This is a genomic window from Mucilaginibacter gotjawali, from assembly GCF_002355435.1.
In the GTDB taxonomy this organism is placed as follows: Bacteria; Bacteroidota; Bacteroidia; order Sphingobacteriales; family Sphingobacteriaceae; genus Mucilaginibacter; species Mucilaginibacter gotjawali.
In genome coordinates this window covers 2099417-2116596 of sequence record NZ_AP017313.1, presented here as the reverse complement: position 1 = coordinate 2116596, position 17180 = coordinate 2099417, and the positions used below count along the sequence as shown (strand labels likewise).

7 protein-coding genes are annotated in these 17180 nt (G+C 40.6%); 1 reads left to right on the top strand and 6 read right to left on the bottom strand.

Annotated features, from left to right (window positions below; genetic code table 11):
- Nucleotide 1: 1 nt before the first annotated feature.
- On the bottom strand, nt 2–3325 hold the full coding sequence (locus MgSA37_RS09690) for a VCBS repeat-containing protein (protein WP_096351535.1): 3324 nt from the start codon (nt 3323–3325) through the stop codon (nt 2–4).
- A gap of 269 nt (nt 3326–3594) precedes the next feature.
- Between MgSA37_RS09690 and MgSA37_RS09685 the strand changes: the two genes are divergently transcribed.
- Nucleotides 3595–4560: a hypothetical protein gene (locus MgSA37_RS09685; RefSeq protein WP_096351533.1), complete on the top strand. Its 966-nt coding sequence runs from the start codon at nt 3595–3597 to the stop codon at nt 4558–4560.
- Nucleotides 4561–4630: 70 nt separating this feature from the next.
- Here the strand turns inward: MgSA37_RS09685 and MgSA37_RS09680 are convergent, their stop codons facing one another.
- The 5 genes from MgSA37_RS09680 to treF form a co-directional block, all read right to left on the bottom strand.
- Nucleotides 4631–7930 (bottom strand): VCBS repeat-containing protein, encoded by a 3300-nt coding sequence (locus tag MgSA37_RS09680; RefSeq protein WP_096351532.1) that lies wholly within the window; start codon nt 7928–7930, stop codon nt 4631–4633.
- An 83-nt stretch (nt 7931–8013) separates the two neighbouring features.
- Nucleotides 8014–9558, bottom strand: coding sequence for a RagB/SusD family nutrient uptake outer membrane protein (locus MgSA37_RS09675; RefSeq protein ID WP_096351530.1), 1545 nt, complete (start codon nt 9556–9558; stop codon nt 8014–8016).
- Nucleotides 9559–9574: 16 nt separating this feature from the next.
- On the bottom strand, nt 9575–12646 hold the full coding sequence (locus tag MgSA37_RS09670; RefSeq protein WP_096351528.1) for a SusC/RagA family TonB-linked outer membrane protein: 3072 nt from the start codon (nt 12644–12646) through the stop codon (nt 9575–9577).
- Between the two features lie 628 nt (nt 12647–13274).
- Nucleotides 13275–14918 carry a DUF6377 domain-containing protein gene (locus tag MgSA37_RS09665; protein WP_157750519.1) on the bottom strand — a complete coding sequence of 548 codons (1644 nt, stop codon included), beginning with the start codon at nt 14916–14918 and terminating at the stop codon, nt 13275–13277.
- A gap of 117 nt (nt 14919–15035) precedes the next feature.
- Nucleotides 15036–16601, bottom strand: a complete 1566-nt coding sequence (treF, locus tag MgSA37_RS09660) for an alpha,alpha-trehalase TreF (RefSeq protein ID WP_232010830.1) — start codon at nt 16599–16601, stop codon at nt 15036–15038.
- Nucleotides 16602–17180 lie beyond the last annotated feature (579 nt).

Genomic DNA, 17180 nt, shown 5'->3' with positions numbered 1-17180 from the left:
TCTAATTAGTTATTTTAAAAAACCTGATCGCGTTATTATTAAATGCTACTGCATAAATTATCCCCTTAGCGGTTTTTATCGTTTTAATATCCCGAACTTCTCCGCGTAAAATAAAACCTGAACTAACCGGTGATTGCCAGCTAAAATCGCCCTTTTTATCCGGTATTATCATATCTCCAAAATCGGCATCATAGCGTCCTTCAAAAGGTATCACGCCAGAGAAATTCCCTCCCGCCAGGATACCTTTACCAGGTGCAGCCATACTGGCAAAGCCAAAAAGCGGTGAAGTTTGGGCGGCCGACGGGAATGGTTTAAACTGAAAATCCCCATCCCCCTTATTAAAGAAAACGCCGGATACAAAAGAGTTAGCGGTTAACGGCCTTGTAGTGGTCAGTGAATCGCCAAAAAGCTCATTCACCGTCTTCCCGGCAAAATCATGATAATATAAAAACTTCTTTTTTATTAAAGGCACCTGTTTCTCGATATCACCTTTGCCTAAAAAGGTATAATCTTTTTGGTCTATACTGTAGGTAAGCAGCGGGTCAACAGTCCCGTTTTTATCAATATCAGTTAAATACAGTTTTACTGGGTCCTGGCCGCTTGGTTTAAGTTTGGAGTTGAGGCCATAATTGCCAGCGATGATATCCACTTTACCGTCCCCATCAACATCAGCAAGAACAATGCGCTGCCACCATCCTGATAACTTATCCATTCCGGCATAATGCTGTTCAACAAATTTACCATGTTTATTCATGAATACTTTTACTGGCATCCATTCTCCGCCTACCACCAGGTCGGGCCAGCCATCGTTATCAAGATCAGCAAAAGCGACAGACCGGAGCATACCGGCATATTTGAGCTCACCGGGGATTTGCGCTTTTTGAAAGTGTCCATGACCATCATTCATCAACAGGTATGATTCCGGTATCGCACCAAATTTAGCAGCTTCAGGTGCACCCGCCACAAAAAGGTCCGGGTAACCATCATGATTTATATCGGCAACCGCAACCGCAGCTTTATTGACTTTGATTGACGGATTCGCGTCCGATCGTTTAAAATGACCTTTACCGTCATTTATATACAAGCGGTCAGCCAATTCGGGCGATCCATTTTTTAATTCATTTCCACCACTTACTACATAAAGATCCTGGTGCCCGGTTTTATTTACATCGATAAAAACGGCATCAACGTCTTCGCATGCTTTATCGGCAATAAAGTCGGATTGGGGCGAAGGTTTAAAACCACCGCCGGGTTTTTGGATAAACAAAGCTCCCGGCTGTCCCTTTGCGCCGCAAACGTAAAAATCTTCGAGGCCGTCGTTATTTACATCAGCAACTGCTATCCGTGGCCCTTCTTTTGAAAGCATATGCGGAATAAATGGTTGCACATCAAAATCAACAAAATCATTTTCCTGATGCTTCCAATTCAAGTTTATGTCAGCAGTGATGTCCTTAAAAACTGGTTTGGAAACGGGAAAGAATTGGGCATAATCAAAATGCCCCTTCGCATTCTTTTGATCTGCCACAAATAGCTGGTCGCTTTTAAGATTTTTGATCACCTGGAAAGTTTGATTTGGCCAAACGATCAACAGGCTATCTGCTTTTTTTTGATCATTCAAACCAAAATGGAGCTTAGGCTCAACCGACGACTGGAAGCCCCGGGTGAGCATGAGCTGCTCATATTGCATTTGCCCATTGCAAAAAACATATGCTTTTGCACCAATGCCGAAGTGGTTATCCTGGCTGCCAGTAAATTTTATGCTGAGGTAATGGCTGCCCGACGATGAGTTTTTGTAGATGCACGCCGGGTGATTCAGGGTATTAACCACCAGGGAAAGTTTACCATCATTATTCAAATCAGCATAGGCCGCACCGTTTGATAATAGGGTATCGCGCAAACCCCATAAAGCACTTTGATCAACAAACTTTTCAGCTTTTGTTCCTTTAAAAACATAACTATGAGTTACGCCGGTTGGCATTTTATCAAGCGCAAGGTTGTCGGTCCCGTGGCCGGTTTGGAGTGAACCCTGTACCGATATATTAGAAATAAAGCTTATAAAGTCCATATCGGTAGGTCTTCGCTTTATTCCATTGGCAATAAACAGGTCTTTTATCCCATCGTTATCAAAATCGGCAAGCAGGGGGCTCCAGCTCCAGTCGGTTGCCGAAACACCATCCATCAACCCTACTTCGCTGAAGGCGCTTCCGTTGCCCAGGTTTTTTTGTAAACAATTGCGTGAATACTGGTATTGAAATCCGTTATCCAGGATCTTGTACTTATACTGATCGTAAGATTCATCCCCCATGTAAGATTTTAGGATATTTTCCCCAGGTGGAAGCATATCTGCGGTAATAATATCCAGCTGACCGTCATTATTAAAATCGGCTATATCATTACCCATGCTAAACCTGCTGTAATGGTTAAAATGCTTAGCGCCTGATTCAGTAAAGGTTCCGTCATGATTATTGATGTAGTAATAATCATTTTCATGAAAATCATTACCAACATAAATATCTTCCCAGCCATCATTATTTAAATCAGCAATCCCTAACCCAAGCCCATAGCCTAAGGCACTGCTGTAAATTCCGGCTTTTAACGTTACATCTTCAAAGTGCCCTTTATTGTTTAAAAACAGGCGGCTGCCGGCAAGTTTATTTACTTTTCGCCGCAAACTGGTGTCGCCATAGGTATCAACCGAGTGGTTGGATTGATTAAGCAGAAAACAATCCAGCCTGCCATCGTGATTATAATCAAAAAAAGCTGCCTGTGTTGAATAACCTGAAAAGTCAAGCCCGTATTCAGCAGACTTTTCTGTGAATGTACCATCATGATTGTTGATATAGAGCATATTATGCCCTGTAAAACCAAGTTTGCCAGAAACTGCACAAACATAAATATCCAGATAACCATCATTATTTACATCGGCCATGGTAACACCTGTACACCAATCAGCAGTACCGGCAACGCCGGCTTTTCCTGTAATATCCTCAAACTGGTAATTACCTTTGTTTAAATAAAGTTTGTTGCCGCCCTTTTTATTGGAAGTAAAAAACAGATCCGGCAAACCATCGTTATTGATATCGCCGACGGCAACTCCACCCCCATTATAAAAATAGAGGTAGTTTAAAATACCGGGATAATCAGTATCGTTTAATGTATTTTTAAAATAAATATTAGTTTGCGTTGAATCAAGCAATTGAAAAACAGCAGGTTTTTCGCTCTTTTGTTTACAGGAATTGATGCCAGTAAATACGATACCGAAAAGTAAAATTAGATGGAGGATATACAGCTTTTTACGGCTCTCTTTTGCTGTTTTAAAGATCATTAATCAATTACTATCAGAAAAAAATATTTAATACCCTTTAAAATACTCCGTTGAAGAATTAAAAATAGCACATGACTTAAATTCGTTTCCGGACATCAAACTGGTTCATTTTTGGTGTCGAAATTTACCTAAATTCTTTAAAACAACCAACATTAATCAGCATTAAAACACAATCTTTTTTAAATAAAAAAACAGCAAAACAAGGCAGCCAGGGCCCGAAAATGTCTTTTTATTCCTATTTTTAACGTCCAATTTGCAAACACTCCGAAATGAATAAAAAAGTTTTATTTCCGGTATTAACAGTGGCTATTATTGCGGCATGTTTTATTCCGGTAACCCAACAAAAATCAACCCTGGTAAAGTCTCCTTTTTTAATCATCTACAGCGTTTTATCCAACCCATTTAAATGGGAACAGTTAGCCCCCGGATTAAAAAAAGTGGCTGTTGCCGATTCTGCTAAAGTCTCCATCGAAAATGCTAATGCTTCCTTTCGAATAAAATATCCAGGCATTCAGATCAATGTACAAATGAAAAGCGGTGGTTTTTTTGTGGACGAGGATATCAATGGCCAAAAGGCCAGTTATAGCTATATCTTAATCCCGGTTGCCGACAAGTTTTATAATAAAACCACGGTTGTTTCAGAAGAAAAAACATCTGCTATTAATTATCTGATAGAAAATATCTGGCCTTCCGCTTCTCCCGGGAAACACCTGGCCTTACTAAAAAACTTTATGGAAAATGACAGTTTGCATTACGGGTTCAAAATTTTTGCAACCGGTGTGCCTGAAAGCAACCTGATTGTTATGCGTAAAGAAGTATCAAAAGAAAAACGGTTTATGGAGGCAGCCGGCATGCTTACGGTTTTAAAGCAATTTGTAAAAGACAATAATGTTAAACAGATGTATCCCGTAATAGCACAGTACTTACCAAAGGGTAAAGACTCTACACAGGTTAACGTAGGTTTGTATATTGATAAAGAAGTATCATCAGGTAAAGAAATTATTTTTACCAGGATGCCAAAGGGCGGTCCGCTTTACGCAGCACGTTTTAAGGGACCATTTAACAAGAGAAACCAGGCATACCTGGCTTTGAGACAATACTTTATGGATCATGCCTACCAAACGGCGATAATGCCTTTTGAAACTTATTTTAATGATAAGCTCCCGGTTGGCGACACCGATAGTGTTGATATGCAGGTTAATTTTTCAACCTATCCAAATGATCAGCCCCGTTAAAGCGGCGTAAACGTAACATTCTTGTCCTGTAAAAAAACAGGCCCTGACGTTGAAGTCGGGGCCTCTCTTTTTAATTCTTTTTGAACAGCTGCAGGGCGTCGTTATTGCGCGCAACAATAATAGCAGTGCCGCTTTTTGTTTTTATCCTGCTGATATCACGCACTTCACCTTTTATAAACAAGCCAGTGTTTGCCGGCGAAAGATAGTCAAACCCGTGTTTTGCATTTCCTAAAAGCGTTGTGCCATAACTGGCATCGTATCTTCCAACTTCGGGTTTTAAACCATAAAAATTACCTCCCAGGAAAAGATCGGTGATGCCATCATTATTGATATCGGTGGCCAATATGCTGAATACCGGCGAGAACTGTGCCCTTACCGGCAAAGGCTGCATGGTAAATTGCCCTTTGCCATTGTTATAAAAAACACAGGTTTGGGTTTGAGTAACACTTAATACCGATGCTTTCTCCAATTCCTCGGGTGTGAAAATTTCATCGATACCCTTACCCGCATAAGTATCATACCTTAAGAATTTCTTTTTTAGAATTGGCATTTGCCGCAGAATATCATCATGCAGGTTAAAAGGATATGCTTTGCCGTCGGTTTTATAGTAAACCGGGATGCACTCTACCTGCCCGTTGTTGTCAAAATCAGAAACATACATTTTTGCCGGATGGGCCGCATCAGCTTTTATTTTCGAATTCAATCCATTATTGCCTGCAACCAGGTCAAGCTTTCCGTCGCCATTTAAATCAGCCACGGTGAGGCAATTCCACCAGCCGGAAGAATTTGCTATTTCACCTGTCTTTTCAAGTTTGCCGTTAATATATTTAAGAATAGTTACCGGCATCCAATCACCCACTACCACGAGGGCGTTTTTCCCGCTGCCATCTATATCTGCCCATTGCGCATCGGTAACCATACCTAATTTTACCAGGTCAGGGGCCAGCGCGGCAGTAACATCGCTGAAGTTTCCGTGCCCATCGTTCCTTAGTAGCTTACTTGACGGGATAACACCATATGTTCCGGGAACGCTGCGGGCGCCGATAAACAGGTCGCCATTATCATTGTTCAGCCTTATGCATGAGGCGTTTATAGAAACCAAAGGCCAGCCATTGTATTTGCGGGTAAAGTTGCCTTTGCCGTCATTTGTATAGTAGCGTGCAAGCAAGTCAATTGAGCCTTCTTTCTCCATATTACCTCCTGACACAAGCACAAGGTCTTTTTTACCACTATGATCGCCATCCAAAAACAATGCCCCAATATTCTCGCTGTTTTTATCCTGGGCAAAAGCAAATTCGTTCTTCCGGATAAAATTACCGTTGGGCTGTTGAATAAAGAGCTTCGCAGTATCCCCGGTAGCGCTCCCCACAAAAAAATCTTCGAGCCCGTCACCGTCAACATCTGCAACAGCAAGTTTTGGCCCTTCGGTCGATAGCATTTTTGGAATCAGTCGTTGATCGTCGAAATCTTTATAGTCGTTTTCTTTATGATTGATGTCCCCTTTAAAACTTGTTGCTGTAACATTTTTATATAAAGCCCTGGCATTCGGTAACGCTGGTATAAAAGTCAAATTAGCATCAGTTTGCTTTAAAGTAATCGTTGCATCGGCGCTTAAATTTTTCAATACCTGCATTTTCATGTCAGGCCATACCACTTTAAGGCTGTCAACCTTTTTATATTTCCCTGTCCCGAAATTTAACACCGGTTCGCTGCTGCTTTCAAAACCCCGGGTAGGCTGCTGCTCAAGCAACTGCTGCATGCCATTGGTATAAACGGTAACTTTTGCACCTATACCGAAGGTATTCATGCCGCTGCCCTTTAAATTTATTTTGAGATAATGTGCGTGGGTCCGCTCCGCAGTCATATTTCTGTAGATAAACGCCACCCCGTTTTCATTATTTACCACCAGGTCGAGGTCTCCGTCACCATCAAGGTCGCCATATGCGGCGCCGTTGCTAAAGCCGGGGGTCGTAAATCCCATTGTCTCTGTTTCGTTTTTAAATTGCAGGTTTTTTTGATTTACAAAGCCATAACTGCTTATAGGGGTTTTTGGCATCTTATCTAAAAGCGCCTTTGCTTTAAAACCGCCATGTTTAATCTCGTTCTTTACTTCGTCGCTGCTAAAATACGTGAGAAAATCCTGGTTAGTCAGGTCGCGGCTGATACCGTTGGTTACAAATACATCTTTCCAGCCGTCGTTATTAAAATCAAAACAAAGCGCGCCCCAACTCCAGTCAGTGGCATTTACACCGGCAAGGTCGGCAATCTCGCTAAAGGTACCATCCCCGTTGTTAAGCTGTAAACAGTTTTTGGTAAACTGGTGATGAAAATCACTCCTGAATTTAGCAGCATACACGTCAAACTCATCAAACTTAGTGGTGGTTTTTAAACGGTAGTCATTTTCGGGCAGCATGTCTGTAGTAAACATATCCAGCAAACCATCGTTATTGATGTCCGCTAAGTCTGAGCCCATTGACGAAAGGCTCATATGCCCCAATGCCTCGTTGCTTATTTCATTGAATTTGCCGTTATGCTGATTCCGGTACAGATAATCATGTTCAAAAAAATCATTTGAAATGTACATATCGTCCCAACCTGTATTAAACATGTCGCCTGCCGCCACGCCCAAACCAAAACCTATTTCACTACCATATATCCCGGCTTCGGCACTCACGTCCACAAATTTTCCGTTGTCATTCCGGTATAAACGGTCACCATAGTTCGGGTCGCGAATATTCCTCAGTTCCTTGTTATACCCAAAACTCTCAATTGGCCGGTAGCTGTTGTTCAATATAAAACAATCCAGATCGCCGTCATGGTCGTAGTCAAAAAATATGGCCTGGGTGCCTAAACCTTTATCAGCCAGGCCATATTCTGCGGCTTCTTCCCTAAATGTGCCATCTTTCTGGTTAATGTATAACTCGTTTGCTCTGTCAGCATTGCCGAGCCCACCGCTATTACTGATATAAATATCCAGCCAACCATCACCATTGATATCAACCATGGTAACCCCCGTATGCCACCGGTGATACGCATTTAAACCCGACTTAGCGGTGACATCCTCAAATTTCCAGTTTCCTTTATTGATATAAAGTTTACATTCGCCCTGGTTTGAGGTAAAGAAAACATCAGGTTTACCATCATTATTTACATCGCCAATGGCCACACCCCCACCGTTATAAAAATTACGATAGTTAAAAACGTTAAACTCGCCATCGTCTACCACTTTATTGTTAAAAGAAATGCCTGTTTGGGTTGATGGCATTAATTGAAAAAGCGCATCTTCTTTATTAACTTCATTTTTGTTGTGACAGGAAAAAAAGAAAAAGGCAAGGGTCAGGAATACGAGTTTGGGTTGGTGTGTTTTCATTTATAACATCAAATATATAGAACTAAAAATGGAGTAGTAATTTTAAAATTACTACTCCATTAAAAATATCAGATCAACTGAATCTACCAGGTATAACCAGGGTTTTGAACCAGGTTTGGATCTTTTTGGTGTGCCTCAGTTGGGATTGGGAATAATGCCCAATGTTTATCAGCATCAGCAGCAGGTTTGAATTGTTTAGGATCACCAAAGTGTCCGAAACGGATCAAATCTTCTCTTCTCCAGCCTTCCCAAACAAACTCACGGCCCCTTTCAGCTAATAACGAATCTAAATTGAATGCTTCAGATGAGAAATTAGCAACACCTGCCCTTAATCTAACAGGCGCAGTATAGGTTAATGCTGCAGCAGTATTTCCTAAACGCATCTGGCATTCAGCTTTCATTAACAATACGTCAGAATAACGGAACAAAGCCCAGTCAGCATCCTGGTTTGCGGAACCAGGGGTAAGCTGCCATTTTTGCTGGCGAACACCGTCATATTCTGTTGCAGTATACAAACTTGAAACCTGCGGCCTGTAGTTCAAAACTAATGAGCTATCGCTACCACGGGTGGTTAACGGTGTAACGCCATCAGTTGCATATTGAATACCAGCCATCCATCCTTTTTTACGGGAATCTGCGTTGTCGAATTTTTTGTAAAAGTCAGCATTTGCACAGAAACCGTTCCATGGGCCACCTGTACTTCCCCAACCATATTTTGCAGCCTGGTTGTAGTGCATGGTCATCATCTGGATGTTTAAGCCACCTGCATAAGTGTGGTCATAAGGTATTACCCAAATATTTTCAGGAGAACCTGTGTTGTTGCTTGAGAAGTTATCAAGGAAGTTACCTGACAAACTGTAACCGGCGGTCATAATTGAATCGCAATAAGCTGAGCAAGCAATATATCCGCTGTTATCAGTGGTACCGGTGATCACATTTTGGTTCAAATACAATTTAGCCAGCAAAAAGTATGCGCCCCATTTGTTTAGCCTGCCGTATTGGCCACCATCCTGTGCCGGGGTTTTATTACTTAAAATAGGTGCGTCAGCTTTTAACTCGTTAATTAAATAGTTAAAAACGGTAACATTTGAACCTGCCGGGTTGGTTACGGTACTCGCATCAGTACTTGAAGAAGTAATAAGCGGTACATTTCCGTAGTTTGTTAACAATAAGTAGTAAAAATAATCCCTCAGGGTTTTTAACTCAGCAATGGAATAAACGGTTGCCGGCGTTGAAGGAATGCCCTGTAAAAGATTAATGGTAATGTTGATAGCGCCGATGGTGCTGTAAGCATTATCCCAGGCACCCGAGATATTACCGTGTGATGCAGGGTACTGGTGCAGCCATAATTGCTGCCAAACGCCACCGTCCGCCCAGTCACCACCAATACGGCCCGGAACGATCAAACCATCACCTGTTTCTTCTGCGGTAAGTAACATGGCGTTATTGCCCGTTAAACCCTGCAGTTTGGTGTAAGTACCCAAAACGATGGATTTGAGGTACGAGGTACTGCCTGCTGCGGCAGTCTTAATTACGGTGTCTTCAGCAGGGTTTATTTGTTTTTTACAAGAAAAAACACTCAGCCCCAGGAGGATTGCCGTAGTGATCAATAAATGTTTCTTTTTCATATACTAAAATTTATAGTTATTTAAGTGTAAGATTAACGCCAAATGATAATTCGCGGGTACGAGGATAAGCAATAGCCTGGTCGATACCGGTTTGACCACCTGCAGTTGTTAACTCAGCGTCGATACCTTTGTAGCTGGTGAAAGTATACAGGTTGTTACCGGCTACATAAATGTGCAATTTATCAATATATTTATTTTCACTCAATTTAAAGGTATAGCCTAAGGTAGCATTTTGAACCTTCAGGAAAGATGTGCTTTCCAGGAAGTATGAGGATGGTTCAGATGAACTGGTGATATGGTCTTTAGCAGCACTGGCCAAAACAGCGTAAGTGCCTAACTTTTGCAAACTGGTAAAGTTCATATCATTTTGGTTAAAGCCTTTGCTTCCATATTGGCCGCGAAGGAAAATAACCAGGTCGAAATGTTTGTAGGTAAAGTTGTTGCTGATACCGTAAGTAAATTTAGGATCGGTAGTATAAAACCTCCTGTCGCCGGTACCATCGTCAGCCATGTTTAAATCGCCAATGTTACTTGTGGTTTGTCTAGAGCCATTTTTGTTATAATAAAAAAGCTGTTTTCCTGAACCATCCTGCCCCGCGTATTCGGGCAATAATAAAGTACCTATTGGATAACCAACTTTTAAGTAGCCGATTTGAGAAACCGCGCCGCTGATACCTAAACCACCTGTTGAACCAACTTGTGACTGGGTAACATTAAACTGGGTGTTATTAAGCGCTCCCGAAAGGCTAACGATCTTATTACGGTTAATAGAAACGTTCGCTCCTAAGTTCCATGAGAAATCTTTACTCTTTGCAATCGCACCATTCAAACTGAATTCAAAACCTTTATTGGTCATGGTACCTACGTTCGCCAAAATAGTTCCTACGAAATACTGACCACCAGTTGGAACAGTGTAGTCAAAAAGCAGGTTATTGGTTGTTTTACTGTAGTAATCAACATTACCGGTTAAACGGCCCTGGAATAAGCTGAAATCAACACCAAGGTCAACAGTTGTTACCGTTTCCCATTTCAAATCATTATTTTGATTTTGGGTCGAAAAATTGCTTGTCAGCCAGGTACCGGTAGCACCATCATAATAAAGGTTACCTGTTGAACCGAATAAGAATTGTGAAGCGTAAGGACTGATCGCACTCTGGTCACCAACTTTACCCCAACCGCCACGGATCTTCAGTGAAGTAAGCCAGGTAGTTTGTTTTAAAAAGTCTTCATTGCTCACTACCCATGCAGCGTCAACTGAAGGGAAAACTTCTGACTGGTTGTTTAAACCTAATTTGTTTGAGTAATCATACCTTACGTTGCCGGTAATATAATATTTATCGTTGAAATTATATTCAGCCCTGCCAAAATAAGATTGCAGTGTAAACCCGTTATCATAAGAATTAATGTCTTTATTGGTAACTAAGTTTGCAGCACCGATATTTTCATTTGGATAATTGGTAATATCATTGAAATTATGTGCGGCAACCCTTAAGCCAGTGTTATTAAACTGGTTGCCTTCGTAACCGCCTAATAAATTCAACCGGCTTTTGCCAAACGTTGTTTTGTAGTTCGCGTAGATACCATACGTAACACTGTAATCAGCAGTAGAGCTTTTATCAACGTCACCGTCGGTCAAAAGTTCCCCGGGAACTGTAGTTTGATTCAGCGTATAATTTAACTGGTCGTTTACAGCACTCAATAAATTTGAAGGAGGCAGGTAAAGGTTATAGCTTGCATTGCCTAAAGAACCATTTGCAAACGGACTAATTACTAAACCTTTAGCTAAAGTATAATCTAAACGTAAGTTGCCGCTCATTTTATTAATCGCGCCAGTATTGGTAATATCAGTTAAGTGAGGAACCGGGTTGGTTTCATCTGTATTATTGATGTACTGGTAATGACCAGGATTAAGCGGATCATATTCGCTGATCACCGACGGAACAAATGCCGCGTCAGAAAAAGCGTTACCATCTGTATAGTTTGCATTGGTATGCGTTGCCTGCAAATTCATAGTAATCAGCAACTTATCGTCGAGCGTTTTCTGATCAAAGTTAAAACGGGCGTTAAGGTCTTTTCTTTCGGAGGCCAAAGCAATACCCTGCTGATCAGTATAGGTTACTGATGCCCGGTAGTGGCTCTTATCGGTACCGCCGGCAACAGAAAGGTTTTCATTATGAGTTAAGCCTGTACGTAACAACGCTTTATACCAATTAGTGTTAGCACCCTGGTTGCTGGTTGTTGACGGCGAGGCCGGGTTAAAGGTTGCCATTGGGTGGCCATAGAATGACTGGAACATTGATAGATACTGGCTTGCATTAGCAAAATCCATTAAATGCTCATACGATTCGGAAGCTACATAGGTATTAAATGATACCTGCGCTTTACCTGCTTTGCCTTGTTTTGTGGTAATCATGATAACACCACCTGCAGCACGTGAACCATAAATAGCGGCGGAGGATGCATCTTTCAAGATGTCAAATGATTCTACATCATTCGGAGATAGTGCGCGCGGATCAGCGCCTTCTACACCGTCAATAACGTACAATGGATCGTTACCACCGGTAAGCGAAACAGTACCACGGATACGAACGGTAAGCCCGCCGTTAGGGTCGCCATTGGTTGTGGCAACTACCACACCGGCTGCTTTACCTTGTAATTGCTGTAATGGATCAGTTGTAACACCCTGCACAAAGTCGGCGGAGTTAACTTTCACTACAGCACCGGTAGCATCCTTTTTCCGTACGGTACCGTAACCCACCACTAACACTTCATTCAGTGCGTTGTTATTGGCGTCGAGTGTTACGTTAACTACGTCGGATGTAACTAAAACGTCTTTTGAAACATACCCGATGTATGATACTACCAGGGTTGTTGTTGAGGCGGGAACAGTTAGTTTAAACGCACCGTTAATGTCGGTAATGGCGCCAGCTGTTGAGCCTTTTGCTGAAATTGACGCACCTATTAAAGGCGAACCATCTTTTGAGTCGGTCACTTTACCTGTAATCGTTTTATTCTGCGCCATTGCAGGCACCATAAAAAAACAGAATAAGGCAAGCAAACTTACTTTAAGTAAATTTTTAAATTGCATAAAATTGATTTTGAAGGTTTACTGGGTTGATTAAATTAATCATAAAAAATAATAGTTGATTTTATTAGATTTTCCCGTGCCTGTTATCTTATAACACTCAGCACGTTTTGCAGGCCTGTTATTATTATTCAGGGCGGCATTTTATTAAAATTAGGTTCCATGGTTAATTGGTTTTTTGTTTTGGTTTAAATCAGTTGGTATATAACACATTTTAAAAAAAATCAGAAACCAATAGTGGCATACCGCCATCATTAATCGGTTTTTTTAACTAAATTCAGAATATAAAACAGGTTATGTTTTACAGGTAAAAAAATTGGTTTGTATAATAGTATTTAGGGTTAGCCTATATTACTATCTATACAAAGTAACAGGGTCGTTACAGCATTACCTATTTGTTTACTAAAAATTTCAGAAAATATAGACTTTTAAAATTACAACTTACTATATATCAATATATTAAAAAATAAAAGAAGGTCGAAAATATAAACTTAATTTAACGTTTTAGTGTATTAATTTAACAGAACGTGGTATTTATACAGCTATAAAGTAAGCAAGAAAAAATGTCGTTGTGACAGCAGAAAACGGGGGAAAATAAAAAATTTACCGGTCTGTTAAAAGGGGAAAAAAGTTACTGCTTATTTAGCAGGTCGACTGCCTTTATATCCATTATTTTATGATCAAACTGATCGCTGGGGACAAGCGCTTTCGCCTTTATGCGCATTTTGTAAACATAAATCGTATTAACAGAGTACTCCAGGATGTTAGCAATCGTTTCGTTATCATTAATCCCTAAACGCATTAGGGCAAATATGCGCAGATCCGTATTTAACACCTCGTTATCCTTGGGCCAAATCTGGTCTTCCTTCTTAAAAAGAGAGTTGAAAGTATTAATAAAGTTGGGGAATATCTTCAAAAAAACATGGTCAAATGTATAAAACAGCGTATCTCTTTCCTTTTTTATATTTATTTCATTTATAGATACCAATATATCCTCGTATTTTTTTATTGACAACTTACGCTCAATGCCTCTTTTAAGTTTTTCGAGTTTCAAAATGTAACCCGATATCACATTGAAAAAGTAACCGATATACTCCTCTTTGATATGCGTATCTTCAATAAGCCTTTCATTTATTTTTTCGAGCTGAACATTTTTATCTTCAATGATCTTCTCTTTTACTTTTACTCTTTTTAATTGAATAAACACAATAAACGATACCAGCGCGATGACTATGGCAAACACTGTTATGGATAGGAAATAAACCAGGAACCTGTTCTTTTCATTTTCAGCCTGCAGGCTTTTCTTATCAGCAACCAATATTTTTTGGGCAGCAATGATAGGCAGGACGGCACCGATTTGAATTTTCCGAAGCCTTGCACCGTAGAATTGCGCATCATCCATGGCCTGCTCAATAAATGTATAGGCATCCTCAACGTTTCCTTTAATGTATAATTGCTGCCCTAATTTAAAAATAGCCAGCGTTTCCTTCGTTGATGACCGGATATCGTTTATTGCACCGATAGCCAACAATCGCGTACGGTCCTCTGATTGGTACGGCCCTTCGTAAAAATAGCTTAAACCCGTTGCTACCATGGCACGCTGGTGGTCTGTAAGCCTATAATGATTTATCAATTCAGTATAATATGGCGATGGCTTTTGCACATTGTTAGATATAACTTGCTTATTACCAAGATGATACAACTGATCAAAAGAATTAGGTTTTGACATGGCAATAGCTGAGTCAATGAATTTAACCGCCTCTGTTTGATCAAACGGTGCGTAATTTTTATCGTTATTATAGTCGGCAAGGTCGGAGTAGGCACGTGATTTTATAGAGTAATATTGCAATTTGGAGTCGTTCCCCAGCAAATGTGTATCTACCTGGTTTAAACAGGCAAAAGTTTCAGTGAACATACCTGCCGAAAGTAAAAGAAAACCCATTTTGATTTTACTTTCATTCAAATGCACCGCGTTATTGGCGCGTTTACTTATAGCAATTAGTTTTTGGGCATAAACATAGGCCGAATCAAATTGGTAAACCTTATATTCCTCATATAACCTGTTGCAAATATCGTACTGCGTGTTAAAATCATTAGGCACGGCAGCGGCCAATTTTTGTTTCAGGTTTTTAATGCGTAGTTCCTTTTGATTATCATAAATTTTCCGTTTTGCGAGTTCAACCTTCAAAACGGCTATGAGACTGTCGGTTTTACCAACAGAAAATGCAGGGCACACAAAAATCACCAGAAATAATAGTGGTAGAAAAATCCTCATAATAAAATTGGTTTGACAAGGCCTGAAACCTTTGCTCTAAAATTAATATTAAAAACCGATTTTACATAGCAATATTCATCAACTACCTAAAATCAGTTAAAACATTTATATAACCAATTATAATTGAGAAGGATAATAACGATCAAGAAGACTAAGTAACACACCGTTCGTCCAGCCAAAACCGTCCTGCAGGGGGTATTCGCCGCCGCCGGCCTTAACATTTGTGTCAACAACGTTATACTTTTCCATCAATTTGCCGGTTTCATTAAACACCTGCAAATTAGTTTGGATCCAGGTAATGGCAATACTTTGCGCCAGGCCTGTTTGATGGTAATTGTTAAGCCCATCAATGGCCATATACTGAAGTGGCGCCCAGGCGTTCGGGCTATCCCATTGCTGTCCGGAGCGGTTGATGGTTGTAACCAGCCCCCCTGGCTTTAGGAACTTGCTTTTTAATTTAGAGGCAACCTGCTCTGCCTGTTTTACGCCGGCTATGTTAAACTCAAGCGGAAATACGCCCGCAAGCGTTTCAACCGGCGTTGTGTGTTTTTCTTTCCAGTTATAATCCATAAACCATCCGTTTTTTTCACTCCATGAGTATTTTAAGATAGCTTTTTTTCGCAGTAAAGCCTTTGTTAAATAACTATTATAGCCGGCAGCGTCGCCCCTGAGCTGGTACGATGACGCTATTGACAATTCAAGGTGGTAAAGCAAACAGTTCAGATCAACCGGGATAATAAAGGTAGTTTGAATAGTCTCCAGCTTACCGGTGGTATCCATCCATCGGGTACTAAAATCCCAGCCCGACTCGGCAGCTGCACGAATATTACGGTAAAAGGCATTGGTATCCTGCTTTGTTAATTTTGCAGCATTTACATCTTTCTTAAACGATTCCTCGCGGGGTTTGTCAGATTCATCCCAATAACGGTTTAATATTTCGCCGCCCGGCATTCGTACTGAATTGCGGTAGGCCTGCCCCGGCTTCAGTTTTGCTGAACCTTTCATCCAAAACGCATATTCTTTTAAAAGTTCGGGCTGATATTTAACCAAAACCTGCTTGCCCTGGTCCTTAGCCAAAACATCCAGCATCATTGAAAAAAACGGGGGCTGCGACCGCGTCAAATAATAGGTACGTGTTCCGTTAGGAATAAACCCGTATTTATCAATCATGTAGGCGAAATTCCCGATCATGTTTTGAATGATCTTTGTTTGATGGCTTTCCTGGAGGCCCAGCATCGTAAAATACGAATCCCAGTAATAGGTTTCGCGAAACCGCCCGCCCGGAATTATAAAATCATTTGGCATTGGCAATAACGACGAATACTTTGATACCGTATCGTGCCTGCGGTAAAGCACCTGCCACAATGTATCAATATGCTTGCGGATGCCCGTATTGATATCACTTTTGAAAATAGTTTTGGGTCCGCCCGGTATATCAAAGTTATCGGTAACAAACTGCTTCAGGTCAAACCCGGGTTTATTTTTCTGCGCCAGATAATCTTTCATAATCACTGCCGGATCGCGCTTTGGCGTAGCATCAACAAATGTTTTGTTGTCCGGAAAAATATCGGACAGCTGGACAGATTCAAACAGGCCTGGGAATAACTGCCTTGGTGTTAGATTTTGCGAACGGACAATAATAAACGCAATTATCAATGATAATGTTAACAGGAGTTTTTTCATTATAAAAACAGGAATGCAATTGATGGTTGAGGATAAATATAAGCGCATTATGAAAGCGGTATATGAATGCCGGTTGCTGCAGCTATTTTATATAATAAAAATTTAATCAAAAACAGGTTGTTATAAAATCAACCAGCTTTAAATCAGCTTTTTATAAAAAATACTTTAAACAAAAATATTGATATTATTTTTGCTGGTATAAACCAGCCCCTGGTAAAAGCATCCAACATTTAGTTTATTTCAATGTAAGTTCAATATAAGAAAAACCTTTGCCCAACCCCGTGGCGGGCTACCGCTTTGTAGAAACCAATACCCGTGATAATTGCCACGTCAGTGGCTACCCTTCGCGAATTGGGTAGCCGCTGACTCGGCAAAAATACTGTTTGAACATCATGCTACTAAGCGGTAGTCCGCTTATGGCGGAGCATACGACGATGATATCCAAATTCTTATATCGAACTCACGTTATTTTAACCAAATATTGGTTTTACCGACTGATATGCGGGAACACGAAACACAGCTAAAGGCAGTTTACATAACGAACTTATAATAACAAATGCGGTTATTTTATTTTTATCA

Excerpts from the sequence above, each read along its gene's own strand:
- MgSA37_RS09675 (WP_096351530.1), bottom strand. The coding sequence starts at position 9,558 with ATGAAAAAGAAACATTTATTGATCACTACGGCAATCCTCCTGGGGCTG.
- MgSA37_RS09685 (WP_096351533.1), top strand. The coding sequence starts at position 3,595 with ATGAATAAAAAAGTTTTATTTCCGGTATTAACAGTGGCTATTATTGCG.
- treF (WP_232010830.1), bottom strand. The coding sequence starts at position 16,601 with ATGAAAAAACTCCTGTTAACATTATCATTGATAATTGCGTTTATTATT.
- MgSA37_RS09665 (WP_157750519.1), bottom strand. The coding sequence starts at position 14,918 with ATGAGGATTTTTCTACCACTATTATTTCTGGTGATTTTTGTGTGCCCT.
- MgSA37_RS09670 (WP_096351528.1), bottom strand. The coding sequence starts at position 12,646 with ATGCAATTTAAAAATTTACTTAAAGTAAGTTTGCTTGCCTTATTCTGT.
- MgSA37_RS09690 (WP_096351535.1), bottom strand. The coding sequence starts at position 3,325 with ATGATCTTTAAAACAGCAAAAGAGAGCCGTAAAAAGCTGTATATCCTC.
- MgSA37_RS09680 (WP_096351532.1), bottom strand. The coding sequence starts at position 7,930 with ATGAAAACACACCAACCCAAACTCGTATTCCTGACCCTTGCCTTTTTC.